Here is a 23,061-nt window from a genome sequence, read left to right on the forward strand (position 1 = left end):
CTATGTTGAAAACAAACCAGCCTACGCATCTGCATGCAGCATCGCGCACGACTTATCTTGTGCTGTTTGCGTTCGCGGGTTTGCTGATTACCCTCCTTGCCCTTATCTCCTACACGTTCTGGCAGGCACGCCAGGTACAGCGCAGTCACGACGCCTATGTGGTGCTGGCCCTGCAGGAGCTCGAACTGATCGATGAGCTGCAGGCCAATGACGATGCCGTGCACAAGGCGGTGCTCCTGCACCTTACGTCAGCCAGCGTAGCCGAGAAAGCCCAATACGAAAAGGAAATCCAGGCCACACAGGCGCAGAACGCCGCCATCACCCGCCAGTTGATGGACATGATCCTGAATGATGAGCGCCGTAACATACTCCGCCACTTCGAAAACGAGACAGCCGCTCACGATACGCTGGTCAATCATTTGCTGCAACTGAGCCGCAGTGGGGACATAGCGGAGGCACTTGCCTATAACCGCAATGTGATCACGCCGGAGTACCAGCAGCACCAAAACCACCTCGAAGAGCTGAGTGAGAGTATACGCCAGTCTACCCGACAAAGCGTCCGGCAGGCATCCCGGTCTTTTTCCTCGTTTATCGACAACCACAGGCTTATTCTGGTTATTATCGTCCTGACCAGCATCGCAGCGCTACTCCTGCTCCGTCACGTCATCCAGCGGCTCCGGCACGACAACAAGCTGCTCAACGGAGAAATGCAGAAACGACAGGAACTGCAAAAAGCCCTCTTCGACAGCCAGTTGCAGTATAAGATGCTTTTTGACCTGAACCCGATGCCCATGTGGGTGTATGACCGACTCACGATGCAGTTTCTGGACGTGAACGAGGCCGCCCTGCGCGAGTACGTTTACAGCCGGGAGGCTTTTTTGAAACTGAACATGTTCGACATCCGGCCAGAGGAGGATGTGCCGCTTCTGAAAATGAAACTGGACCAGGTAGACAAGCTGGAGTCGCACCAGAGCAACGTGCGCCACAAACGCAGCGATGGCAGCACGTTTGAGGTCGAGGCGATCTCCTATGCCCTACCACGCATTGGGGAAAGCATGTCCCGTTTGGTTGTTGCCATAAACGTGGACGAGCGACTGGAGATGATCAAAAAGCTGCAGGCAAGCGAAAAACAACTGCGGGAGATAAGCTCCAGCATACCGGGCGCCGTTTTCCAGCTGGAGATAAGGAGCCAGTCCCACTACGCCTTTACCTTTGTGAGCGATGGCATCCGGAACCTTTTCCAGGTAAGCCCTGAAGAGATTTACAACAGCCCCTCGGCATTATACCGGCACATTGAACCTGATGATGTAGCGCAGGTGCGCCAGGCTATTGGCGACTCCTTCCTAAATCTTTCTCCTCTGATAGTACGCTTCCGGATCAGGCAGCCGCAGGACGGTAAATGGAAATGGGTGCAGACCCACGGGCTGCCTTCCAGAACCGAGTCTGGAAACGTAATCTGGAACGGCACCATCATCGACATCACCGACCAGATCACAGCGCAGGACAAACTGATGGCCAGCGAGGCAAATCTGAGAGCCCTGCTCGATAGTTCGCCCCAGGCAATCTACCTGCTCGACAAATCGATGCGCCTGATGATGTGCAACGCGGTGGCGCGGCAAGACGCACAAAAGCTGCTGATAATGGACCTGAAGGCAGGCATGAACTTTCTGGATCTGGTGAGCAAGGAAAAAGCACAGCAGTTCCGGGAGCAGCATAGACGGGCCATGAACGGCGAAACGGTCCTGTGCGAAGACGGCCACGGCGATTACTGGCATGAAATGTCACTCCGTCCGGTGCTTGGGTCTGACAACCGCGTACTCGCCGTTGCCCTGAGCGTGCTCAATATATCACAACGCAAACTGGCTCTGGAGACTATTAAGCGCAACGAAGAGCAACTGGCCCGGGCTCAGAAGCTGGCACATCTGGGCAACTGGGAGCTGGACGTAGAACAGGACCTGGTGACCTGGTCTGACAGCGTGTACGACATTTATGGCGTCAGCAAGATGTCCTTTATACCTTCACGCACCAGTGTCATGCACTTTGTTCCGGAGTCTGAGCAGGAGATTTTGCAGACAGCTATACAGGAAGCTTCTAAAAACCACACGCTTTTATCCATTGAGCACTCCATTGTGCGGCCTGACGGCCAGATGCGCACGGTTTATGAGATAGGGCAGCCGGAATATGACGGGCAGGACAGGCTGGTTCGGTTCCATGGCTCCGTGCAGGATATCACAGATCGAAAAAGAACCGAGCAGGAAGCCCTGAAAGCGAAAAACCTGCTGCAATCCACGCTGGAGAACATCCCGGAAATAATCTTCTCTGCCGACACGTCTCTTACCATGCTCTACGTCAGTCCGCAGTGTCGCGAACTGACGGGCTATACCGAAGAGGAATTTACAAGCCAGCACAACCTCTGGTACAACATCACCCATCCGGAAGACCGGGAATACCTGGACCAGCATATTCTGCCCGCCCTGAAGAGAGGGGAGCGGCAGCATTACGAAGTCCGGTTTCTAACAAAAGATGGACAGTGCAGGTGGCTGATGTTCCGGGTTTCGCCCCGAAAAGATGAAAACGGGGTTGTGTACCGCTTTGACGGCTCTGCCTCCGATATGACGTCTTACAAAGTTGCGCAGCAGAAACGCGATGAGCTCACCGACCAGTTGCTGAAGCAGAACCAGAACCTGCAGCAGTTTGCCTATATCGTGTCGCACAACCTCAGGGCTCCTATTGCGAACATCCTGGGCCTGACCACCATATACAACAAGCACAAGCCGGACTCGCCCATGAACCCGCGCGTGATTGAGAACCTGTTCAAGTCGGCAAAGCTCCTCGACACGACGATCCGCGACCTGAATGACATCCTCACTATCCGGAGCGAGCTTAACAATGTGCGGGAACAGATTAAGTTCGAGGACGTGTTCAAGGAAATATACGACAACCTGCCTTCAGAGTGGCTGTATGAGCACATAGAGCTTGACTGTGACTTTGAGGAGGCGCCCGAGGTAAACGGGGTTCGGAGTTACGTGCATAGTATTATGCATAATCTTATTACAAATGCGTTGAAATACAGATCGCCGGACAGAAATTTGCATCTGCGGCTTAAAACTTTCACTATTCCTAATTATATTTGTCTCAGCATATCAGACAATGGTCTCGGGATCGATCTGAAAAAAGAGAAAGAAAAAGTCTTTGGGTTATACAAGAGATTCCACTCCCACGGAGAAGGCCGGGGTTTGGGGCTGCACCTTGTCAAAACCCAGGCTGAGCTGCTCGGCGGCAAAGTGGAAGTGGAAAGCCAGGTGAACGTAGGCACTACTTTTATTATTTATTTTAGACACACCCTGTAGTAATGAATACATTGAGAAGAGTAGTTTTGATTGATGATGATGAAGTGAATAATTTCGTTTGCGAGAGCATCATACGAAATGAGAACTTTGCCGAAGACGTTTACAGCTTCCAGGGAGCGGAAGAGGCGCTTGATTTTCTGAAGTCTTCTGTAGAGCCATCCGGCGAGAAGTTTCCTGACCTGATCTTCCTGGACATCAACATGCCAGGTATGGACGGCTGGAATTTTATTGAGGAGTACCGCAAACTGCCGGAGTATGCCACGCAGAAGTGCAGCCTGTTCATGCTGTCCTCGGCCGTGGACCGCAAAGACATTCAGTACGCCCGTAGCCACAAAGAAGTAAAAGAATTCTTCTCGAAGCCGCTTTCCCCTGAAATCCTCGAATTCATCAAAGAAGAATATCTGGTGCGGGTAGAGTAACCCTGCCTCTCAAAAAGCCAGGAGCGCATGCCCCGTCTGTACCGACGTAGCATGCGCTCCTGGCTTTTTGAGGCCCTGGTTACCTAGTCCATTCGCTGGCGTATCTTCTCCATCTCTGCTATCTCTTCTTTCTGCGACCGGATGATCTCCTCTGCCAGCTTCTTCAGCTCCGGATCATGGATTCTGGCTTCTTCGCTTACCAGTATGGCCGAAGAGTGGTGTGGGATCATGGAGTTGATGAAAGCCTTGTCACCGACAAAGGACTGGTTGCGCAGCGTAATGAATGAACCAACGATTGCGATAATACTCATGACGGTGATAATGGCGTTGAGCTTTTTATCCCTGTACATCGGCCGCATTACCAGCAACATGATCAAAGCCATGGGTGCTACCATCAGGATGGTCATGTACAGGCGGTTAAGGTTGAGGTCAAAGTGGCTGATTTCGGCTATGTTGCTGAACATGACGGCATACATTACCACAAAGGAAAGGCCTAACATCAGCATAAACTTTCCATAGTTCCCCTTCTCCATAAGCACTTTTTCAGTTAACGTTATCGAGCGGCTTGCGCAACGGAGCCGCCGCTTTCTTATACTCGGATGGCGACATGCCGGTTACCTGCTTGAACTGTGCCGACAGGTGCGCCACGCTGCTATACCCTAGCTTAAAACTGATCTCACTCAGGCTTAGCTCATTGTAAGCCAACAGCTCCTTCGCCCGTTCCACTTTCTGCAGCACCACATAGCGCGCTATCGTCAGGCCTTCCTCCGCCGAGAAGAGCGTACTTAAGGTATGGTAGTCGCGGCCAAGTTCCTGCGCCAGGTAATCCGACACGTTGACGTTCAGGTGCTCCACCTCCCCTGAGCGGATGAGGCCAATGAGGGCGATCTTGATCTTCTCGACCAGCTCGGCCTTCTTGTCTTCGATCAGCTCAAAGCCATTTTCCTGCAGTGATTCCCGCAGTTGCTGAAGTTGGACGGCTGTGGGCTCCTGCTCTAGCTTCACCTCGCCCAGCTGGATGGCCAGCGGCTGTAGATCAAGTTTGTCAAGTTCCTGGTTCACCACCTTCAGGCAGCGGGGGCATACCATGTTGCGGATATGCAATGTATGGGGCTTTTTCATGTTCAATATATGGAGGGTCGTGGTTTACGGCGGTTGTGCATCAAGATAATCCTTTGCATGCACGCCTATACCTATGCAAATCTAACAAAACATTTCGCCCAAACGCTCCCGGCACTTTTTACAGCACCTTGCGCTCTTTGAATTATTCCGATAAGCTTCCTGTTGTACCCATATTCAGCCTTCCTATACCTGCTGCGAGGCAGTACAGAGGGTATTAAATAAATAAGAGCAAGCCCGAATAATAGACTTACCTTTGTAGCTTGCAATAACCAATCATACATGACATTTAGCGAATTAAATTTAATTGAACCGATCCTGAAGGCGCTTCAGGCGGAGGGCTATACACAACCTACGCCTATACAGGAACGTGCTATACCACACCTTTTGGCAGGCACCGACGTGCTTGGCTGCGCTCAGACGGGCACAGGCAAGACAGCAGCCTTTGCCATACCTGTGTTGCAAATGCTGCACAACCAGAAAAACAGAGCCCCAAGAACTATCAAGACGCTTATCCTGACTCCTACCCGGGAGCTGGCTATACAGATCAACGAAAGCTTTGCCGCCTACGGCAAAAACACCGACGTGCGCCATACCGTTATTTTCGGCGGTGTGTCGCAGCATGCCCAGGTGCAGGAGCTAAAGCGCGGCATTGACGTGCTTATCGCAACGCCGGGCCGCCTGCTCGATCTGATCGGACAGGGATTCATCTCCCTGAAGCACGTGGAGTTTTTTGTGCTCGACGAAGCAGACCGCATGCTCGACATGGGTTTTATCCACGACATCAAGCGCATTATACCCATGTTGCCGAAGCAGCGGCAGTCGCTGTTCTTCTCCGCTACCATGCCTCCCGTTATCCAGGCACTGGCCGATACCATTTTGGTTAACCCGGTGAAGGTGGAGGTGACACCCGTGTCGTCTACGGCCGAGAAAGTGGGCCAGGCCGTGTACTTTGTGGAGAAAAACGACAAGCGCGACTTGCTGCGCCACCTGCTATCTGATCGGGATATTGAGCGCGTGCTGGTGTTTACGAGAACCAAGCACGGTGCCGACCGGGTGGTGAAGGACCTCAACAAAGCGAACATCCAGGCCGAGGCCATCCATGGCAACAAATCGCAGAACGCGCGTCAGCGTGCGCTGAGTAACTTTAAGGCTGGCAGCACCCGTGTGCTGGTGGCAACGGACATCGCCGCACGCGGCATTGACGTGGAGGAACTATCGCACGTGATCAACTACGAACTGCCAAACGAGCCTGAGACGTACGTTCACCGCATTGGCCGTACTGGCCGAGCCGGCAACGCAGGTATAGCCCTGTCGTTCTGCGACGTGGAAGAACGCTACTACCTGAACGACATCCAGAAGCTGATCAACAAGAAGATCAAAGTCAATGCGGACCATCCATTCGCCCTGCCCGAGCACTTGTCGGTGAACCTGGAACTGGCCAAAAAGCCGAAAGGACCAGCCGGCAGAGAGCCCCGCAACCGCGATGCAGCCAACAACGGCAACCGCTCAGCTTCTGCTGGCAACAGACCATCTGGCAACCGCAATGGCAATAGCCGTGCTGGCGGAAACGAAGGAAGCAACCGCACTGCAGCTAGCAACGGCAATTCGGGTCGCTCATCAAACGGCGGAGGCCGCAGAAACTGGCGTAACAAGAAAGGGAGCGGCCAGAGCAACTCGTCTGCCAAACGCGAAGCTTAACCTGTAACTATACCTAAAAAAAAGCCCTGCCACTCAGTTGAGTAGCAGGGCTTTTTACTTAGTGTCAGGTATAGAGGCTATACCTTAAATACGGCTTTGGTCGCTGTCGTTCTGCTCCGTGTCATCACCGCCGAAAGGCTGTTGGCGGCTGCGGATGCCGTTCACATCATCGTCCATGGCAGTATCGCTGCCTTCGTACTCAAAACCCGGCCCCTGTGCGAATTCTTCGGTGCTCTTCGGGTTGTTGGCCCCATAGCCGGTCGTTTCATTGCCCCGGATGTGCAGGTTTTCCAGGCTGTCCTTCTGGTCGCCGCGCTCCAGCGCTCCCCCCTGCCCCACATTGCGCTTGGCGCTTGGGTCGGGTTTGTTGCCCATGGTCTGGCCTTTGCGGTGCTCTTCGTTTATATTCTTCGGCCTGTTGGGCGTGTTCTGTATATCTTCATCTCTGGTTGCCATAATTCAATTCGTTTGTTTACCTGAGTGTATACGCTCCGTCAGGAGTTCAGTTAGGTATAGCCTTTATTACTTAACATAATTTAACAACCATACACTTTTACACATCTCCCGTTTCTTTCAATTATCTTTGAGCGAAATTTAGGTGAGTGGATGGCACGCATGGCGCCCCGATTGCGTTACAGAAAGAACCGGCAGCTAAAACGCTTATGAAACTATCAAAAATATACGACCCGCGGGAGATGAACTCCTACCAGTTTGTGGCCATGACGGGTCTGGTGATGACCATTCTGGCGAACGTGATTCTCCTGTTCATCGGTAAAACGGTGGAGAACTTCAATGCGCTCTACCTGTGCTGGTTCGTTTTCTTTGGGTTAGGCACCATCGCCAATTTCAACAGCAAACCCGACGACCACGACCATCACCACCATCATTAATCCCACCCATCAGGTGTAGCGCACTGTTTTATTAAAATCCAGCAGCCACCCTGGCATATGTAATTGGCCTGCATCAGGTATAACTTATTGCTTCAGAAACTCCAGCAGGGCTTTGTGAAACTGGTCCGGCGCTTCGATGTGCGGAATATGCCCTACGCCGGTTAACTCCACCAATTTTGCGTTAGGTATAGCACCTGCCGTCTGCTGACCCAACAGCGGGTATTGCCCGTATTTTTTCCTTTCCTCCTCACTTTTAATGTAAGCCTTGCCCACCACCGTGCGGTCCTCCAGCCCGATGACCAGCAAGGCAGGCATCTTCAGGTCGCTGAACTCATACACCACCGGCTGTTCATAGATCATGGCATAGGTATACGCCGACACGCGTGCCACCAGCGGGTAATCGGGACTGCGGAGTTGCGCGGCAGGTATACGCACCCACTCGTCGTAGGCAGGCTTCCATGAGGTATAGTAGGTCTTGTGATAGTCCCGGATGCCGGTCTCGGTTCGCTTCAGCTCTTCCTGGTACAGCTCCTCCAGGCTCTTGTAGGGCACGATGCGGCGGTAGTCCTCCAGCCCGATCGGGTTTTCGAGTACCAGTTTGGTAGTGGTTTCCGGGTACATGAGGGCAAAGCGCGTGGCCAGCATCCCGCCCATGGAATGCCCCACCACCACGGCCTGGTTTATTTTGAGATGCTCCAGCAAGTTCCGCGTGTGCTGCGCCAGCTGATGGAAGCTGTAATGTACTTCCGCCTTGTCCGACTTGCCAAAGCCCAACTGATCGGGCACCACCACCCGGTAGCCTTGCCCTGCCAGAAAGTTGATCGTCTGCTGCCAGTAAGCTCCCAGAAAGTTTTTCCCGTGCAGCAGTACCACCGTTTGCGGATTCTTGAAAGTAGCAGGCGGCGACACATCCATGTAGGCCATTTTGTATTGCTGCCCCTCCTGCTCCACCTCCAGGTAGTTTACCGGGTAGCGGTAGGCATAGTCGCTCAGCGTGGCGTTGTAAACCCGCTGCGACTGTGCTGTGGCAGGAATCTCAAAAAGCAACAGAATCAGAAGGGGGTAGAGGAGTCTTTTCATTGGTTCAGGTATAGGTGCTGCTCTTTTTACTTGCAGCGGGCACGAAGAGTTATGATGCAGAAAGCCCGGCGCTGCAGGCACCGGGCTTTTCTTTACTGAACCATATTATTTAAACGCAAACCTGCTGATTTATTGTACCAGTATCTTTTTGGTGTGATAGCGGTTTCCCTGCGCTACTTGCAGGAAGTAAAGGCCACGGCCAAAAGGCGACAGGTCGATGTTGCGTTCATAGCTACCCGATAGGTCCTCAACGGTGTCCACAAACACTTCCTGGCCCTTGTCATCCATCACGCGCACTACCGTGGTGCCTTTGTTCTTAAGTGAAAAATTCAGTTTGAAGCGTCCATTGTTCGGGTTCGGATGGAAATTGATCTCTTCCATTTTCAGCTCCTCGCGGGACTTCATTTCAACAGGAGCGCCGGTAGCCTTTAGCTGTTCTTTGTCGGCCTTTGTGATCTCCTCCACTTTCACTTTGCGTGCGATAAAGATGGCGCGGCCTCTTTTCCCTTCCCCGAAATTAAAATCAGTGTGGGGTATTTCTTCTTCCCGGCCATCTTCGTGTATGCGGTATACCTTCTTGTCGCCGTCTTTTACGATGACTTTAAAGTTCATCTGCTCGTGCAGCCTCATCAGCGAGTCCATGCGCTCGTGGCTGGGCATCGCTTTCACGATGATGCGCTCGATTTCTTTCGGGTTGATGGAGAAGGCCTTGCCAGGTTCGCCAAGATGGACAATGGAAGAATCGACGAGGGTGCGCACAAACACCCGTGGTCCCTCGCCTATCAGCAGCGAGTCACCCTGCACTATTTTGAAGCGCTTCACCATATCTTTGCTCAGGCTATCGGCCTGAATGCTGAGCACACGCACTTCTTTCATGGCCCGCCTCATCGCGCTGTCGGCCTTCAGGCTGTGCACTCCTGCCTTGAGCGCCGCCTCTCCTTCTTTGCTAAAGGTATAGGCCCTTATTTTCCCATCCAGCAGGCGCATGTGGCCCGTGTCCAGCCTGGCGGCTTTCAGGGCTTTGGCAATGGCCTCTTCTGTTTCGGCCGAGAAAGTGGTATCAACCACCACCGTCTTGCCATCCACGGTGCGCACCATCTTGATGTGGGCTTTGTGCTTTTGCTTGCCTGATTCCTGCGCCAGGGCACCGTACAGGGGGAGAAGCCCCATCAGCAAGGCCAGGGCCAGTCGGAGCAAGGTTTGAAGATTGATGAAGAGGTTCATAGTGATAAGGTATAGAGGTTAGAGGATCGTTTCTACAAATGTACGCTATCGCAGAGGCCCCAAGCGTTAAAGCCAGGTTAAAGTCTGTTAAGGAAAAGTTAAAGTAATGGACATGCCCGGCGAATTACGTAAATTTGTTATGTGAGCAAGCTGACTATCATAGGTGTTATCGTGCTGATGAGCATATCGTTACTCGGTATGGTCGGACTTCAGCTGTATTGGATTTCTGATGCCATACAGGTGAAGCAGGAGCAGTTTGACCGCAGCGTGCACGAGGCCCTGGCCCGCGTGGTCGAAAAGCTGGAGACGCAGGAGGCCGTATCGGCCGTGGCCAACGGCATGGCCACGCTGCAGCAGCCCTCACCTGAGCCCGAACACGTTGAGGAACTGCAGCCCCCTGCTGCCATGTCTTTTACCAGCAACACCCAACCGGCGGCAAAGGAACAAGCCCGCGCCAGCAACCCTCCTGCCCCCCAGGCTCCACCAGCTCCACCAGGTATAGCTATTACAGAAAGACAGTTAGAAAGGCCTTCACTTTCCCGAACTCCAAAAGGACACGCCTTCCTGAATCCCGGGCTTCAAAATTTTCAGGTGGAGTTCCATGCCCTGGACTCTGCCATGCAGCACTTAATTGCCACAGGCGTACGGATGCCCGCGCTACCGGCTGAACACATCCGATACATGGCGGCCTGGCAGGCGCAGGCTGACTCTATGCAGGCCCGTGCGCAACGCATGAGCCAAAACAACACGTTCCGCATTCACCGCCTCCCGGAGAGCACCGTCAGGTATAGCCGACAAGTAAACGGCCGCAGCCTGCACTTTTCAGTGGACACGCTGCAGTACATCGCCCTGCACTTGGATAGCCTGCGTCGCAGCAATTTCATAGACCGGGCCATCAGTGCCGCTGAAATCGCCTCCATCAACGTGCTTCAAGACAGCGTTTTCATTTACAAGAAAGCGAACGCAACCCGCAAAAACCTTTCAGAGGCGATGGCGGCAGAACCTGTGACGGTGGTGGCTGGCAGTAAATTTTCTGTACGGAGCATAAAACGGCCGGAAGAGCCAAGGTCGCCACAGCACACACCGCCAACAGCTACAGTACAAAAAGCCAGTACATCGTCCCTTGCTATACCTGAAAAAGCCGAAAAGCGCAGCGTCGCACAAGTGGCAGCAGCCAGCACCCCGGACCCTGCCAAGATAGAGGCGAAGAAGGAAAAACTGAACCATGTGGTGGAAAAGATGGTGGTGGAGTATGTGGCCAAGGATCTTCCTTTAGAGCAGCGACTCAACCTGGAGGAAATAAAGCCCTTGCTGCAAGGCGAGCTGCAGGACAGAGGCATTTGCCTGGACTTTGGTTACTGGGTGCTTTCGAATCAGCAGGACACCATTGCAGCAGCCCACTTGGCAACCAACAGCACCCGCAATTTTGCCACCTACAAAGCCAGCCTGTTCCCCAACGATATTTTCGACAAGTCCGATTACCTGGCTGTGTATTTCCCTGACAGCCGGGCCTATGCCATCCAATCGCTGTGGATGATGCTGGCCTTTTCGGCGCTCTTCACCCTGATCATGGTCGCCACCTTTGGCACGACGATCCACATTATATTCCGGCAGAAGAAGCTCTCCGACATGAAGAACGACTTCATCAACAACATGACGCACGAGTTCAAGACGCCGATCGCGACCATTTCGCTTGCCACCGACGCCATCTCCAACCCCAAGGTATACGCCCGCCCGGAAAAGGTGCAGTACTACACAGGCATCATCCGGCAGGAAAACAAACGCATGAACGCACAGGTAGAAAATGTGCTGCAGATAGCCCGCCTCGAAAAGGACGACTACCAGATGAACCTGACCCGCACCGACCTGCATGCCCTGGTGTGCAAGGCCGTTGAGAGCGTATACCTGCAGGTGGCGGAGAGAGAGGGCACTATCACGACCGATTTGCATGCCACAGCCCCCGACCTCGAACTGGACGAAGTGCACTTTTACAATGTGATCTGCAACCTGCTGGACAATGCGAACAAATATTCCCCGGACCGCCCGGTTATTCGCATACAAACGTACAACACGGCGGGCGGCATCGTGTTGGCAGTGGAGGACAAAGGGATGGGCATGACGCGCGATGCACAGTTGCGCGTGTTCGATAAATTTTACCGGGTGCCGACAGGCAACCTGCACAATGTGAAGGGTTTCGGCCTGGGCCTCAGCTACGTGAAAGCCATCGTAAAAGCCCACGATGGAACCATTAAACTGCAGAGCGAACCGGGCAAGGGCAGTCGATTCGAGATTCTTTTACCGGCCCGCGCCTAATTGCGCCCCGCCATGCAACCCAAGTGCCTCACCCGGCATCTTTAACCAAAAGGCTATACCTAAAATCCGTCACCACATGAGCGACAAAGGACTGAACATACTGCTTGCCGAAGACGACCCCAATTTCGGAATCGTGCTGAAAGACTATTTGGAGCTGCATGACTACGAGGTGACGCTCTGCCCCGACGGCTGCCAGGCGATTACGGCTTTCCGGAAACAGGATTTTGACCTGTGCATCCTCGATGTGATGATGCCGCAAAAGGACGGTTTCACGCTGGCCCGCGAAATCAAGAAGCTGCAGCCTGAGATGCCCCTGATTTTCCTGACGGCCAAAGCCATGCGCGAGGACATGCTGGAAGGCTTTAAGATCGGCGCTGACGACTACATCACCAAGCCCTTCGACTCGGAGGTGCTGCTTTACAAGATAAAGGCGATCATGCACCGCAAAGGCGGCAACGCAGCCGCGGAAAAGCCGGAAGTGACTGAGTATAACATCGGGCAGTATCGCTTTCAGTACAAGCTGCGCCTGCTGCACTACAATGGCGACATCCAGAAGCTCTCGCCGAAGGAGGCCGACCTGCTGCGCCTGCTCTGCCAGCACCTGAACGATGTGATGCCGCGCGAGGAGGCGCTGCTGCGCATCTGGCACGAAGACAGTTACTTTACAGGCCGCAGCATGGACGTCTACATCGCCAAACTCCGCAAATACCTGCGCCACGACCCTGCAGTCGAGATCATCAACATACACGGGCAAGGCTACCGGCTGTGTGCCCACAACGGCGTCATGCTCTGAAACGAAACAGGCCGCTACCAAAAGTAGCGGCCTGTGTGCTTCACCAAAACACTATTACAAACTTTAAACTCTTTTCTTAGAAGGTAAATCCTACAGAGGCCTTGATCACCCGGTTGAAGGTGTCGAAGTTGCGGTTGGCATCTACGGTGGTCAGGCCGTAGTCGTAGCCGGCGCTTACGTTAAAGCCACTGGCAAAACGATAGCCTATACCTCCGGTGGCCGCCACATCCAGTTCGCGGAAGCCATTGTTCACGTCCCACTCGCGGTTCAGGGCGTTGAAGCCCAGGGCTCCTGCCTGTACCTGTACCTTGTTGGAGAGCAGGTATGAGAACTGAGGACCTGCAAAAATATGGAAGCCGTCGCCTATAAAGATCTTCGCCAGAATCGGCATGTCAAGGTACTCTGCCTTGTTGGTGACTGTCACGCCGGCGTTGAGAAAGTCAAATTGCTCCATCGGGATCTTGCCTGTCAGGCGCATCCCTTTCTGAGAGTACAACAGGCCCGGCTCAATCTCGAAGCCCGGGAGTACAGGTATAGACACCACCCCGCCCACATGGAAACCCTCGCGCATCTTGCGGTTCAGAGAGCCATTGGTCATATCCATTAAATCCTGGGCACTGTTGATGGTTTGCCCCTGCCATTCGGCCATGTTCACACCCGCTTTAATACCGATGCGCACGGGACTTTTTTGCTGCGCACTTGCCTGAGTTACCGCCATTCCCAGAACGACGGCCAGTAGTAGAAATACCTTTTTCATCTCACCTATCCTTAAATATTGAAAACTAAAACTCTAAGCTGCGCTGCTTGATGGGTGAAATGAAAGAACCGTGCCAAATTATGATCGAGAATATCTAAAAAAGTTCACGCTTAGGTACAAATAATTAATAATCAATATTTTATACCTGTAAAATATTTTATAAAGGCTGAAATTGCCACAAAATAAAGCTCGCTAATTCATGTTTCTTATTTGCCCATAGGCATCCTTGCGCCTACCTTTGCAGCCCCTGGCCCGCAACTGGGTCAGGTATAAGGTATAGCCAGATGAACGACAAAAGACAGGTACGGCTGAACAGGCTGGCCGTGCACCGGGTAGGCAACAAGGCGAAGGAAGAAGGCGTGATCGCGTCGAAAGAACTGGTCGACTTGCGCGACGAACAGCTGATGGATTTGCTGACGAATTATTTCCTGGCCCCCTTTAAGCAGGAGGAGTTCTTCCGCTTCCACCATACCTCCGACCTCGCCCTGAACGAGATGTTCGCTTACGCGGCGCTGATGTTTACAGAGCCCCAGAAATTTCTGGAGTACTCCGTGCACGTGCTCAACCACTTGTATGAACAGTCGGACCACCCCAAAGTGAAGAGCGGCGAACTGTACGTGGTGCATTTGTCGGGCTGCCTGATGGAGGACGACATTGTGGATGCGATCGGTATTTTCAAGTCTGAGAACAAGGACACGTTCCTGACCTTTCAGGAAGAGGACGACGACCTGAGCATGAACTACCACTTTGGGGTGAACATCAAGAGCGTGGACAAAGGTTGCCTGATCTTCAACACCGAGGCTGAAGACGGTTTCCGGGTGAAGCTAGTGGACGCCAACAGCACCGACGCCGTGTTCTGGAAAGAGGATTTCCTGCACGTGACCGAGCTGAAGGACACCAACTTCAACACCAAGACGGCCCTCAACCTCTGCAAGGATTTCTCGGAAGAAGTGTTCGCCCAAACCGACAGCAAAAAAGCGCAAGTGGACTTCATCAGCCGCTCCGTGGACTACTTTTCTAAAAGCGAAACTTTTGACCTGGAAGAATTCACCAGCAGCGTGATCGACGAGCCGGAGACGGCCGAGCGCTTTAAGAACTATACCCAGGCCTTTGCCGAGGAGCGCGACATCGAGGGCTTCACGGATTTTGCCATCAACAAAAACACGGTGAAGAACATGAAGCGTAAGTTCCGCAACTTCATCAAGCTCGACACCCAGATCGAGATCAAGTTCAGTGGGTATAACCCGGAGCAGAGCGAGCAATACGTGGAGCGTGGCTTCGACCAGGAGCGCGGCATGCACTTCTATAAGGTATACTTCCACTCGGAGTCGTAGCGTTAGCTAGCTGAGGTATAGAAACTATACCTGACCCGGCCATGTTGCAGAAAGACCGGAACAGTATTTGATAGAGAAGAAAGCACCGATGATAAGCTTTAAAAGAGATATGAAAAAATCAGTTCTTGCCGCCTTACTTTTTGCCTTTGCCACCACCGCAGCGTTGGCACAAGCACCCGCTCAAAAGGCCCGTACCACGCAAAGTGCCCCGCCTACCGTAGAGCAGCGTGCTGACGAGATAACGGCCGGCATGGTGAAGAACCTGCGCCTGAGCCCGAAGCAGGCCGCTGAGTTGAAAGAAGTGAACCGCAGCAGCATGAAGTTTGCCGAGGAGGCCCGCAAAAAGCACCGCGACAACCCGCCTAAACTAGCTCAGCAGATGGACATGATCAGCCAGACAAGGCTTTCGCAGATCAAGGACATCCTGACCGAGCAACAGTTTGCCCAATACCAGTCCCGTCGCGAAGAGAAGATGGGGGTGCCGCGCGAAGCCAGAAGCAACCCAGCCCAGAGTCAGTCCCAACAATACGATAACAACTACTAGGCAATAGAAGAGAGAATAAAATCAGAAAAGCATGGTAGTCGCCATGCTTTTTCGTTAACCCGCCTGCCGGTCGCCGGGTTCGCTTACCTGCTCTTCCAACTCCATTTCGGCAGGTATAGCCGTGCCCATTTGCAGGGAAGGCGTTACTTGTAACAGCGTCTCTTCCTGCTCGTCCACAGTCTCCTGCTCCCGCTGATGGGCTGTCACAACCGTTCCAGGCGGTTTAAACAGGATATCCCAGGCTTCCCTGAATGACCGCGCGTGCCTCAGATCTTTGCCAATGTCCACCCATTCGTGAAAGACCAGGTAGATTGGATTATAGGAGCTGACCGGTGTGGTAAGGCCGTAGGTGGGTTTTTCCTCTTCTTTCTGGAAAGTGCCGAACATCCTGTCCCAGATAATGAAGGTAGAGCCGTAGTTTTTATCAATGTACTTGGGGTTGGAGCCATGGTGCACGCGGTGGTGCGAGGGAGTCACGAACAGATACTCTACCGGTGCCGGCAACTTTCGGATAAGCTCCGTGTGAACCCAGAACTGGTAGAGCACCGCCAGTTGGTGGCAGACAAAAAACGTGAACGGGTCAAAGCCAAGGAAAGGCACTGGAAGGAAAAACAAAAACTTGATGGGTGAGGTCCAGCCGGTGCGGAGCGAGATCGCGAAATTCATTTTTTCGGATGAGTGATGCGTCACGTGCGTTGCCCACCAGAACCGCTGCTCGTGCGAGATGCGGTGCGCCCAGTACCTGCAGAAGTCAACCGCCACAAACCCGACTACAAAACCCCACCAGGACCTAGGTATAGCCCAGGGAACGGCGTTGTACACCATCATGGAAGCGGTGAAGAACACGATTTTTAAACTTGCTCCCACCAGGGCGCTTCCTGCTCCGATCCAGAGCGCCGCCATAAAGTCCCTTTTTTCATAATAATGGCGCTTCTTTCGCACACCCACGTACCACTCAATCAGGACGGAGGCTACAATAATGGGCGCTGCCAGATGCATGATGGTCAGGTTATCCAGCTCAGCGATGTGATCTATCGTAAAGACTTCCTTCTCCATAAGCTTCCAGTTCGTGCAGAGGTATAGCCTTAAGTAACGGAGGCTTTTAGCAAAGGGTTGAGCAAGAAAATATAACCAATATCCTATTATATTATCCAGAAGGGCTAAGAGTTGCTGGAGAAGTGGGAGGTCGCCGACATTGGTTTTATGAAAATACCTGCGTAATCTTGCCTAAAAGATAAACGACATGAACATCCGCAAGAAAGTAAGAATGAACATCCCTACTGGCACTAACCGTTACGCTGCCATCGACCTCTTTGTGAAAGCCGCCGAGAAGGAGAACTGGAGCGAACAGGAAATTCAGTTTGTGATAGACGAAGTGGTAGAGGCTGACGACAACGCCAAAGGACTGGAGGCGCTGCAATATTACCTGGCGTAAAAAAAGCCGTGCAGGCACAGCGAATGCACCCACACGGCTTTCATAATAGTTGGAGTATGTTCTATACCTCGCCCTGGGCGATGGGCTCGAGCTGCAGTTCAGCCTGGTGCTGTTGCAGCACGCTGATGATAAAGTCGATGTGCTCTTTGATATCCACGCCGAAAAGCTCAGCGCCCTTGCGCACTTCTTCCCGGTCCACGGAGGCGGCAAATCCGCTGGTCTTCAGCTTTTTCATGACCGACTTTGCCTCCAGCCCCTCCAGGCGCTGTGGCCGCACCTGCGCGCAGGCTACAATAAAGCCGGTTATCTCATCGCAGGCGATCAGGGCTTTGTCGAGGGTGGTTTCGTAGGGGACGCCCCAGTGAGTGTAATGCGCCGAGATGGCGTGTGCGATGCGCTCCTCCCCTTTCTCGTGCAGCAGGTCTACGATCACGTTCGGGTGTTGATCGGGGTAGGCCTGGTAGTCGGCATCGTGCAGCAGGCCGGCAATGGCCCATTCGTCCGTGTTCTCTCCCAGTTTGTTGGCGTAGGCCTCCATTACCAATTCTACGGTGCGGGCGTGGCGCAGCAGGCTCTCGCTGGTAGTCATTTGCTCCAATATCGTGCGGGCTTCTTGTCTTGTCATAGCTAGTTCAGGATTTTACAAACCGAATGTAGCAAATTCAACCCATACCTGCACATCAGGCAAACTTAATCCCGCATCGCAAAGCCGTAATAGCTTGGTTGGAAGTCGAACTCGCTTTCATCTGGGAACTCAGATCTGGCAATTTTGACATTGTCCCACCTGCCGTAAATGTTGTCTTTGCGGCCTACGAGTATATCGACACGGTTTGTGAAGCGGCGGTTCATGGTATCGCGGACAATGTACTGTCCGTCCAGGTCGTCTGAGACACCGCGCAACCACACGGTATCGCCATATTGAATATCACCGCCCCAGCGTGCCAGCATGTCGCGTGAGAGGGCAATCCAGCGGTGTTGTTTCGGGTTTTTGGGGTTGATGCGGGAGCCGTCGGCCGTGATGAGCGGGTTTCTGTCCGTCTGGTTTTTCTCAGGGTAATAGACGGTGGCCGTTACGGTAAAAGTTTCCGGGTAAGGAGGGTAATCAGGGTATTTTTGTACTTTTTCTATGATTCGGGGAGAGATCAGTTCTTGCTGCTTTACCTCATTTGGAGGGTTTGAATTTTCAGGTTCTGTGACAGCCATTTCATCGAAAAAAGTTACAAAAATGGAAATCACTACTGCGAGCATTTTGACTCTAAACATATTCAGTCCATTTCGTGAAACATCATTTCTATAATAACAAACCGCTTAAACGGCGGCTATAGAAATTAGGTTTTGCAACCCAGACGAAATTAGGACCGATAAAAAGTGTAAATTAAGCTTACCAAAAGCGCTATATAAAGGCCAGGTATTTAAAATTTGACGTTCTGGCCGAACAGCTCAGTCTATATATAAATTTAAAATTTTCACTAAAAAACAATAATTAAAATTAAAAACATATCAGAAATATGTCTTAGCAATTTCGACTTTTCACTGTCTAAACGCCCCTCAAATTGTAATTTATAAAGCTGACCAAACCAGGCACTTTTGATGGCAATTACCTAGTGTCCGCTATGCGTCTTCTTGATGTATTTGTCATACACCACATAGCCTATGAAGAGCAACAAACTCAGCCCTCCTACCCAGATCAAACCATTCATGAGGCGGTCATTTTCTTCGCCTAGCCAAGCCAACAGTACGGTGAGCGGCGTAATACCTGCTAAAGTGGCGCCGATGAATTTAAAATAGCTCATTCTGGTGAGGCCGGCTACAAAGCTAACCGCGTCGTTAGACAAAAAGGGAGAGATACGTGCCACGATCACAGCCCAGATCCCGTAGTCCGACACAAAGCCGCATACCTTCTTTTCGGCCTTGTGTCCAATGATCTTACTCACGCCAGCTTCCCCCAATCCCCTACCTATAAAATAGCCCACGGTAGAGGCGACCAACACGGCAACCAGCGCTATAATTGAACCCCAAACAGGACCGTACGCGATAATGGCCACCAGCATCAGGGCCACTACATTCACCACCACCAGGAACATCTGCGCGACCATGGCCAGTATAATGAAGATCGGTCCCCAAAAACCAAATTGCTCTACCCAGCTGGAAATACGCGCTTCATCCTCGCTCGTCAGCACATCCCAGCCTTCTTTGATAGTAGCCTGAAAAGCGGGGAATACAAAATAAGAGAGGACCAACAGGCCAATAATACCGGCTGTGACGGCCAAGGGCCATTTGCTTTGTTTTATATCCTGCTGTTCTGCGGCGGTGTTTTGAGACATAAGTATCTGTTTTCGTGATTAGACGCAGGTTTTAACCTTTGGGTTAGGTTTCCAGCATACCTGATTTGGCATTCAGGCTGGCTTTCTGATCAAACTTTTTGGGCGGTTCATCGCTCACCAAGGTATAGCGCCATGTATATTGCTGGCCCATAAGCGTGCTGCTCTGGTGAAGCTGCTGTGCCCTCTGCTCTGCCTGACTGAGCGGCGGTGCAACAGGTATAGCAGGCTGTTTTATATCGACGTGCTCCCCGTAAAACAGGGCTGCCACTAGCCCTGTGAGCAGCCCGCCCAAGTGGCCTTCCCAAGAGATACGTTCCTCAGAAGGAAACAAGCCATAAAACAGGCCGCTGTACAAAAACAGAATGGCCAGCGAAACAGCCAAGCCTGCCCTGTCGCGACGCATAACCCCGTTGAACAGCAGGTAGCCGGCCAGGCCGTATACCACGCCGCTTGCCCCCACATGGTAGGCATCCCGACCTATGAACCAGGTAAAAAGTCCGCTTAGCAGGTATACGAGCACGAACACGCGCAGCGCCACTGGCCGGTGCAGAAACAGGATAAAGCCCGAAAGCAGCACCAACGGAAATGAGTTGGAGAGCAGGTGAATGAGACCAGAATGGATAAGTGGCCCCAGGAATACCCCGATCAGTCCCAGGAAGTCGCGGGGGTGGATGCCCAGCCAAGCCAGATTCACATCGTTTAGGTACGAAAGCAAGGCCACCAGCCAGATGAGTCCTACAAACAAGGTGCCCGGCAGAAAACTGTAGGCAAAGCGCTCGTGTTCGGCTTTCATCTGCGTGGGCGTTGCTTGTATCATTGGGCTTTGTCGGAGAGAAGGCGATTCCTCTTTTAGTCGTGGTCAGGCTATACGTAGCGGGGTGGTGTCTGGTCGTGCACCAATTACACCCGCACAGCAGCAAGATAAGGGCTACCGGTCACAATTCGCATGCGTAATCCGTACTTTTCACGTTCTATATCGTATCAGTTCCATTTCGGCCATGCACTGTAGCGTATAAGGCCTGTCGTCCTAAACCGAATAAAATTGAGAAGTAACAGAGGTGATTTCACCAAGAGTACCATGCACGCCAACCTGCCTCACCCGATAGCCAGCCGTCTGCCAGCACTTTGCATCTGGTTGCTCTGCAGTATCCTGCTGTTGAGTGCCTGCGAAAGCTCCGACACGAGCAAGGCCTATGCGCGTGATGAGAAGGACAATCCGGAGTTTTTCCCCAAGGAGGCTCCCTATACGCGGCCGGGTTCCCTGATAGAGGCCATCGAGCGCCCTTCGCCCTGGGTGGACTCTGTCTTCCGGACGCTGAGCCCGGAGGAGCGCATCGCACAGCTCATCATCATTGAGGCATTCTCCAACAAAGGCCCAAAGTACGAGGCGGACGTGATGAACCTGGTAAGAAAGTATAAAGTGGGCGGCATCATCTATTTTCAGGGCGGACCCGTGCGGCAGGCTATTCTGAACAACCGCCTGCAGGCCGCCTCCAAAGTGCCGCTCCTGATCTCGATGGACGCCGAGACGGGTGTGGGCATGCGACTTGACAGCACCGTGCAGTATCCGTTTCAGATGATGATGGGCGCCATCGAGGACAATGGCCTGATTTACCGCATGGGGGCAGAGGTGGCCGAGGAGTTCAAGCGGCTGGGCATGCACGTCAATTTCGCGCCGGTGGCCGACATCAACAATAACCCCCAGAACCCTATCATCAGCTACAGGGCCTTTGGGGAGGACAAACTGGACGTGACCGCCAAAAGCCTGGCCTACATGCGCGGCATGCAGGAGAACGGTATCATTGCGGTGGCCAAGCACTTTCCGGGCCACGGCGACACCGACGTGGACTCCCACTACGACCTGCCCATCATCCCCCATGACCGAGCTCGCCTCGACTCGCTGGAGCTATACCCTTTCCGGGAACTAATCAAGCACGGCATTGGCGGCATCATGGTGGCGCACATGCACATGCCCGAGCTCGACACTACCATGAACCTGCCCTCTACCCTATCCAGGCCCATTGTGACCAACCTACTCAAGAAAAAACTGGAGTTCAAAGGACTGGTCTTCACAGATGCCATGGTGATGAAGGGCGTGACCAAGTATTTTCCTCCCGGAGAGGCGGAGGCACGCGCCCTTATTGCGGGAAATGATGTACTGGAGCGCCTCAACAGCGTGCCCAAAGCCATACAGGCCATCAAGCAAGCTATCGCCCTGGGCTATATCACACAAGAAGAGATTGACGCGCGCTGCAAAAAAATGCTGGCTGCCAAAGCCTGGGTGGGGCTGGACAGGTATAAGCCCATCGAACTGGAGAATCTGTATGAAGACCTGAACCCAGGTATAGCCGACAGCACCAATCACGCACTGGCCGAGGCCGCCATGACGTTGCTCAACAACCGGAAGAACCTGCTGCCCATCCGCCAGAAGAAGCGAAAAACCATTGCCACGCTCTCGTTCGGTGTGGTGCGTCCCAGCATTTTCCAGCGCGAGGTAAACAAGTATGCCCGCATCGATGCCAACTTTGTGCTATCACGGAAGGCCAATGCCAAAGAGGTAAAGAAAATGAAGCAGAAGCTCAGGGGCTACGACCTGGTGGTGGTGGGGCTTTACGGGCCGAGTGTAGCGCCAAGCAACCGCCTGGGCTATTCCAAAGAAGCAGTCGACTTTGTGTCAGACCTGGCCCGCTCTAACCGGACCGTCATGACGCTTTTTGACAACCCCTATACCTTAAACCAGTTCCCGGACATACATAAGAGTCGCGCGCTCGTCATGGCTTATCAGGCCCACATGCACGCGCAGGTGGCGGCGGCCAAGCTGCTTTTCGGGAAGATACCGGCGCGCGGCAAGCTACCCGTTACCGTTAACAGGCACTACCCCTACGGCCACGGCATCAGCAAAGACAAGCCCCTTTTGGCCGTGAATCCCTAGAAAGCATCTTGTCGGGTTGCTTTGCGTATGATGGCAAGTATAGACATCGCCATAGCGCACCAACCCTAAAAATTTGAAAAATAAATGCTTAACCTCAAACCCAAATACCTGACTGGTTTACTCGCAGTTTTGCTGCTTTGGAGCTGCGAAGGAAACCGCACCGCCCAGGAAACCGAAGAAATAACAGTAGAAGTGCCTGCCGACACGGCCCGCGTGGAGCGCACCGGCCGCACCGTAGGCGAACGACTGGAATCGCTGCGGGGCTGGATGAACGAGAAAGTGGAGCGGGGCGACACGGCCATACAGCGCGAAATGCCCGGCATTAAAGAAGATTTCAGGAAGCGAAGCGCGGAGATAGAGGAAAATCTCGATAGTCTCTCCGCCGACTCCAAAGCAGAGTACGCCCGCCTGAAGGAGCGCTACGAACGCTGGGAGAACCGCCAGGAGCGCCGTCTGAGCACACCGCTCGACCGCGCCGAGCTCGACCAGTGGGAAGAGCAGCTGCTCCGTGAGTTCAAAGACACCGAAAGCATCGCCCCGCAGGACATGCGCGAAGCCTACCTGACTTTTATGGGCGTAATCCGGGCCAAGCGCCGCAACTGGACACAGCACGACTGGGACTACGTAGACAATGTATACGGCCAACTTAACCAGCGCCGCGGGCAAGTGGAGAACCAGCTTTCGAACAGCGACAAGCTCAAGATCAGGGCCTTGCAGGCTGAATACCTGACGCTGGAGGGGGCCGCCGACGCCCAAAGCACAATGCGAAATATGCGTAATTAAAACTTATGGCAGGCTTTTCTGTTTAGTCCCTATACCTTTGCACAGGTATAGCCGATGGCTTTT

Annotated in this window: 22 protein-coding genes; 11 read left to right on the forward strand and 11 right to left on the reverse strand. The window is 53.0% G+C overall.

The window, feature by feature from the left end; genetic code table 11:
• Positions 1-2: 2 nt before the first annotated feature.
• Positions 3-3,350, forward strand: coding sequence for a PAS domain S-box protein (locus B0B12_RS07425; RefSeq protein WP_076667061.1), 3,348 nt, complete (start codon positions 3-5; stop codon positions 3,348-3,350).
• A 2-nt stretch (positions 3,351-3,352) separates the two neighbouring features.
• Positions 3,353-3,769, forward strand: coding sequence for a response regulator (locus B0B12_RS07430; protein ID WP_076667063.1), 417 nt, complete (start codon positions 3,353-3,355; stop codon positions 3,767-3,769).
• An 83-nt stretch (positions 3,770-3,852) separates the two neighbouring features.
• Here B0B12_RS07430 and B0B12_RS07435 read toward each other — a convergent pair whose 3' ends face one another.
• On the reverse strand, positions 3,853-4,302 hold the full coding sequence (locus B0B12_RS07435; protein WP_076667065.1) for a DUF305 domain-containing protein: 450 nt from the start codon (positions 4,300-4,302) through the stop codon (positions 3,853-3,855).
• Between the two features lie 10 nt (positions 4,303-4,312).
• Positions 4,313-4,891: a helix-turn-helix domain-containing protein gene (locus B0B12_RS07440; RefSeq protein WP_076667066.1), complete on the reverse strand. Its 579-nt coding sequence runs from the start codon at positions 4,889-4,891 to the stop codon at positions 4,313-4,315.
• 279 nt (positions 4,892-5,170) lie between these two features.
• Here B0B12_RS07440 and B0B12_RS07445 point away from each other — a divergent pair, with 279 nt between their 5' ends.
• On the forward strand, positions 5,171-6,589 hold the full coding sequence (locus B0B12_RS07445) for a DEAD/DEAH box helicase (RefSeq protein ID WP_076667068.1): 1,419 nt from the start codon (positions 5,171-5,173) through the stop codon (positions 6,587-6,589).
• Positions 6,590-6,673: 84 nt separating this feature from the next.
• Here B0B12_RS07445 and B0B12_RS07450 read toward each other — a convergent pair whose 3' ends face one another.
• Positions 6,674-7,045 carry a hypothetical protein gene (locus B0B12_RS07450; protein WP_076667069.1) on the reverse strand — a complete coding sequence of 124 codons (372 nt, stop codon included), beginning with the start codon at positions 7,043-7,045 and terminating at the stop codon, positions 6,674-6,676.
• Between the two features lie 206 nt (positions 7,046-7,251).
• Here B0B12_RS07450 and B0B12_RS07455 point away from each other — a divergent pair, with 206 nt between their 5' ends.
• Positions 7,252-7,479: a hypothetical protein gene (locus B0B12_RS07455; protein WP_076667071.1), complete on the forward strand. Its 228-nt coding sequence runs from the start codon at positions 7,252-7,254 to the stop codon at positions 7,477-7,479.
• An 84-nt stretch (positions 7,480-7,563) separates the two neighbouring features.
• Here the strand turns inward: B0B12_RS07455 and B0B12_RS07460 are convergent, their stop codons facing one another.
• Together B0B12_RS07460 and B0B12_RS07465 are read right to left on the reverse strand one after the other, a co-directional pair.
• Positions 7,564-8,559, reverse strand: coding sequence for an alpha/beta fold hydrolase (locus tag B0B12_RS07460; RefSeq protein ID WP_076667073.1), 996 nt, complete (start codon positions 8,557-8,559; stop codon positions 7,564-7,566).
• Between the two features lie 129 nt (positions 8,560-8,688).
• Positions 8,689-9,783: a T9SS type A sorting domain-containing protein gene (locus B0B12_RS07465; protein WP_076667075.1), complete on the reverse strand. Its 1,095-nt coding sequence runs from the start codon at positions 9,781-9,783 to the stop codon at positions 8,689-8,691.
• A gap of 141 nt (positions 9,784-9,924) precedes the next feature.
• On the opposite strand from B0B12_RS07465, the gene B0B12_RS07470 reads away from it, so the two are divergent.
• The gene (locus B0B12_RS07470) at positions 9,925-12,096 is read left to right on the forward strand and encodes a sensor histidine kinase (RefSeq protein WP_076667077.1); all 2,172 of its coding nucleotides are present in this window, start codon (positions 9,925-9,927) and stop codon (positions 12,094-12,096) included.
• Between the two features lie 76 nt (positions 12,097-12,172).
• Positions 12,173-12,889, forward strand: coding sequence for a response regulator transcription factor (locus B0B12_RS07475; RefSeq protein ID WP_076667079.1), 717 nt, complete (start codon positions 12,173-12,175; stop codon positions 12,887-12,889).
• Positions 12,890-12,965: 76 nt separating this feature from the next.
• On the opposite strand, the gene B0B12_RS07480 is transcribed toward B0B12_RS07475, so the two are convergent.
• Positions 12,966-13,646: a porin family protein gene (locus B0B12_RS07480; RefSeq protein WP_076667080.1), complete on the reverse strand. Its 681-nt coding sequence runs from the start codon at positions 13,644-13,646 to the stop codon at positions 12,966-12,968.
• A gap of 284 nt (positions 13,647-13,930) precedes the next feature.
• On the opposite strand from B0B12_RS07480, the gene B0B12_RS07485 reads away from it, so the two are divergent.
• Both B0B12_RS07485 and B0B12_RS07490 read left to right on the forward strand, forming a co-directional pair.
• Positions 13,931-14,980, forward strand: a complete 1,050-nt coding sequence (locus B0B12_RS07485) for a nucleoid-associated protein (protein WP_076667082.1) — start codon at positions 13,931-13,933, stop codon at positions 14,978-14,980.
• A 109-nt stretch (positions 14,981-15,089) separates the two neighbouring features.
• Positions 15,090-15,524 (forward strand): hypothetical protein, encoded by a 435-nt coding sequence (locus B0B12_RS07490; RefSeq protein WP_076667084.1) that lies wholly within the window; start codon positions 15,090-15,092, stop codon positions 15,522-15,524.
• Between the two features lie 54 nt (positions 15,525-15,578).
• On the opposite strand, the gene B0B12_RS07495 is transcribed toward B0B12_RS07490, so the two are convergent.
• Complete coding sequence (locus B0B12_RS07495; RefSeq protein ID WP_076667085.1) at positions 15,579-16,580, reverse strand: sterol desaturase family protein; 1,002 nt, start codon at positions 16,578-16,580, stop codon at positions 15,579-15,581.
• 187 nt (positions 16,581-16,767) lie between these two features.
• Between B0B12_RS07495 and B0B12_RS07500 the strand changes: the two genes are divergently transcribed.
• Positions 16,768-16,959, forward strand: coding sequence for a hypothetical protein (locus tag B0B12_RS07500; protein ID WP_076667087.1), 192 nt, complete (start codon positions 16,768-16,770; stop codon positions 16,957-16,959).
• A gap of 61 nt (positions 16,960-17,020) precedes the next feature.
• Here B0B12_RS07500 and B0B12_RS07505 read toward each other — a convergent pair whose 3' ends face one another.
• The 4 genes from B0B12_RS07505 to B0B12_RS07520 all read right to left on the reverse strand — a co-directional run bounded on the left by B0B12_RS07505 (position 17,021) and on the right by B0B12_RS07520 (position 20,100).
• The gene (locus B0B12_RS07505) at positions 17,021-17,584 is read right to left on the reverse strand and encodes an HD domain-containing protein (RefSeq protein WP_076667088.1); all 564 of its coding nucleotides are present in this window, start codon (positions 17,582-17,584) and stop codon (positions 17,021-17,023) included.
• A 65-nt stretch (positions 17,585-17,649) separates the two neighbouring features.
• Positions 17,650-18,162, reverse strand: a complete 513-nt coding sequence (locus B0B12_RS07510; RefSeq protein ID WP_076667768.1) for an RlpA-like double-psi beta-barrel domain-containing protein — start codon at positions 18,160-18,162, stop codon at positions 17,650-17,652.
• Positions 18,163-18,560: 398 nt separating this feature from the next.
• Positions 18,561-19,283 carry a TVP38/TMEM64 family protein gene (locus tag B0B12_RS07515; protein ID WP_076667090.1) on the reverse strand — a complete coding sequence of 241 codons (723 nt, stop codon included), beginning with the start codon at positions 19,281-19,283 and terminating at the stop codon, positions 18,561-18,563.
• A gap of 43 nt (positions 19,284-19,326) precedes the next feature.
• Positions 19,327-20,100 carry a rhomboid family intramembrane serine protease gene (locus B0B12_RS07520; protein WP_076667092.1) on the reverse strand — a complete coding sequence of 258 codons (774 nt, stop codon included), beginning with the start codon at positions 20,098-20,100 and terminating at the stop codon, positions 19,327-19,329.
• A 225-nt stretch (positions 20,101-20,325) separates the two neighbouring features.
• Between B0B12_RS07520 and B0B12_RS07525 the strand changes: the two genes are divergently transcribed.
• The gene (locus B0B12_RS07525; protein WP_244554624.1) at positions 20,326-22,215 is read left to right on the forward strand and encodes a glycoside hydrolase family 3 protein; all 1,890 of its coding nucleotides are present in this window, start codon (positions 20,326-20,328) and stop codon (positions 22,213-22,215) included.
• A gap of 84 nt (positions 22,216-22,299) precedes the next feature.
• Positions 22,300-22,998 (forward strand): DUF6565 domain-containing protein, encoded by a 699-nt coding sequence (locus B0B12_RS07530; protein ID WP_076667093.1) that lies wholly within the window; start codon positions 22,300-22,302, stop codon positions 22,996-22,998.
• Positions 22,999-23,061 lie beyond the last annotated feature (63 nt).

This window comes from Pontibacter indicus (assembly GCF_900156345.1).
In the GTDB taxonomy this organism is placed as follows: Bacteria; Bacteroidota; Bacteroidia; order Cytophagales; family Hymenobacteraceae; genus Pontibacter; species Pontibacter indicus.

Bases quoted from the DNA above. Each gene is read 5' to 3' on its own strand.
- B0B12_RS07425 (WP_076667061.1), top strand. From the start codon at position 3: ATGTTGAAAACAAACCAGCCTACGCATCTGCATGCAGCATCGCGCACG.
- B0B12_RS07430 (WP_076667063.1), top strand. From the start codon at position 3,353: ATGAATACATTGAGAAGAGTAGTTTTGATTGATGATGATGAAGTGAAT.
- B0B12_RS07435 (WP_076667065.1), bottom strand. From the start codon at position 4,302: ATGGAGAAGGGGAACTATGGAAAGTTTATGCTGATGTTAGGCCTTTCC.
- B0B12_RS07440 (WP_076667066.1), bottom strand. From the start codon at position 4,891: ATGAAAAAGCCCCATACATTGCATATCCGCAACATGGTATGCCCCCGC.
- B0B12_RS07445 (WP_076667068.1), top strand. From the start codon at position 5,171: ATGACATTTAGCGAATTAAATTTAATTGAACCGATCCTGAAGGCGCTT.
- B0B12_RS07450 (WP_076667069.1), bottom strand. From the start codon at position 7,045: ATGGCAACCAGAGATGAAGATATACAGAACACGCCCAACAGGCCGAAG.
- B0B12_RS07455 (WP_076667071.1), top strand. From the start codon at position 7,252: ATGAAACTATCAAAAATATACGACCCGCGGGAGATGAACTCCTACCAG.
- B0B12_RS07460 (WP_076667073.1), bottom strand. From the start codon at position 8,559: ATGAAAAGACTCCTCTACCCCCTTCTGATTCTGTTGCTTTTTGAGATT.
- B0B12_RS07465 (WP_076667075.1), bottom strand. From the start codon at position 9,783: ATGAACCTCTTCATCAATCTTCAAACCTTGCTCCGACTGGCCCTGGCC.
- B0B12_RS07475 (WP_076667079.1), top strand. From the start codon at position 12,173: ATGAGCGACAAAGGACTGAACATACTGCTTGCCGAAGACGACCCCAAT.
- B0B12_RS07480 (WP_076667080.1), bottom strand. From the start codon at position 13,646: ATGAAAAAGGTATTTCTACTACTGGCCGTCGTTCTGGGAATGGCGGTA.
- B0B12_RS07485 (WP_076667082.1), top strand. From the start codon at position 13,931: ATGAACGACAAAAGACAGGTACGGCTGAACAGGCTGGCCGTGCACCGG.
- B0B12_RS07490 (WP_076667084.1), top strand. From the start codon at position 15,090: ATGAAAAAATCAGTTCTTGCCGCCTTACTTTTTGCCTTTGCCACCACC.
- B0B12_RS07495 (WP_076667085.1), bottom strand. From the start codon at position 16,580: ATGGAGAAGGAAGTCTTTACGATAGATCACATCGCTGAGCTGGATAAC.
- B0B12_RS07500 (WP_076667087.1), top strand. From the start codon at position 16,768: ATGAACATCCGCAAGAAAGTAAGAATGAACATCCCTACTGGCACTAAC.
- B0B12_RS07505 (WP_076667088.1), bottom strand. From the start codon at position 17,584: ATGACAAGACAAGAAGCCCGCACGATATTGGAGCAAATGACTACCAGC.
- B0B12_RS07510 (WP_076667768.1), bottom strand. From the start codon at position 18,162: ATGGCTGTCACAGAACCTGAAAATTCAAACCCTCCAAATGAGGTAAAG.
- B0B12_RS07515 (WP_076667090.1), bottom strand. From the start codon at position 19,283: ATGTCTCAAAACACCGCCGCAGAACAGCAGGATATAAAACAAAGCAAA.
- B0B12_RS07520 (WP_076667092.1), bottom strand. From the start codon at position 20,100: ATGATACAAGCAACGCCCACGCAGATGAAAGCCGAACACGAGCGCTTT.
- B0B12_RS07530 (WP_076667093.1), top strand. From the start codon at position 22,300: ATGCTTAACCTCAAACCCAAATACCTGACTGGTTTACTCGCAGTTTTG.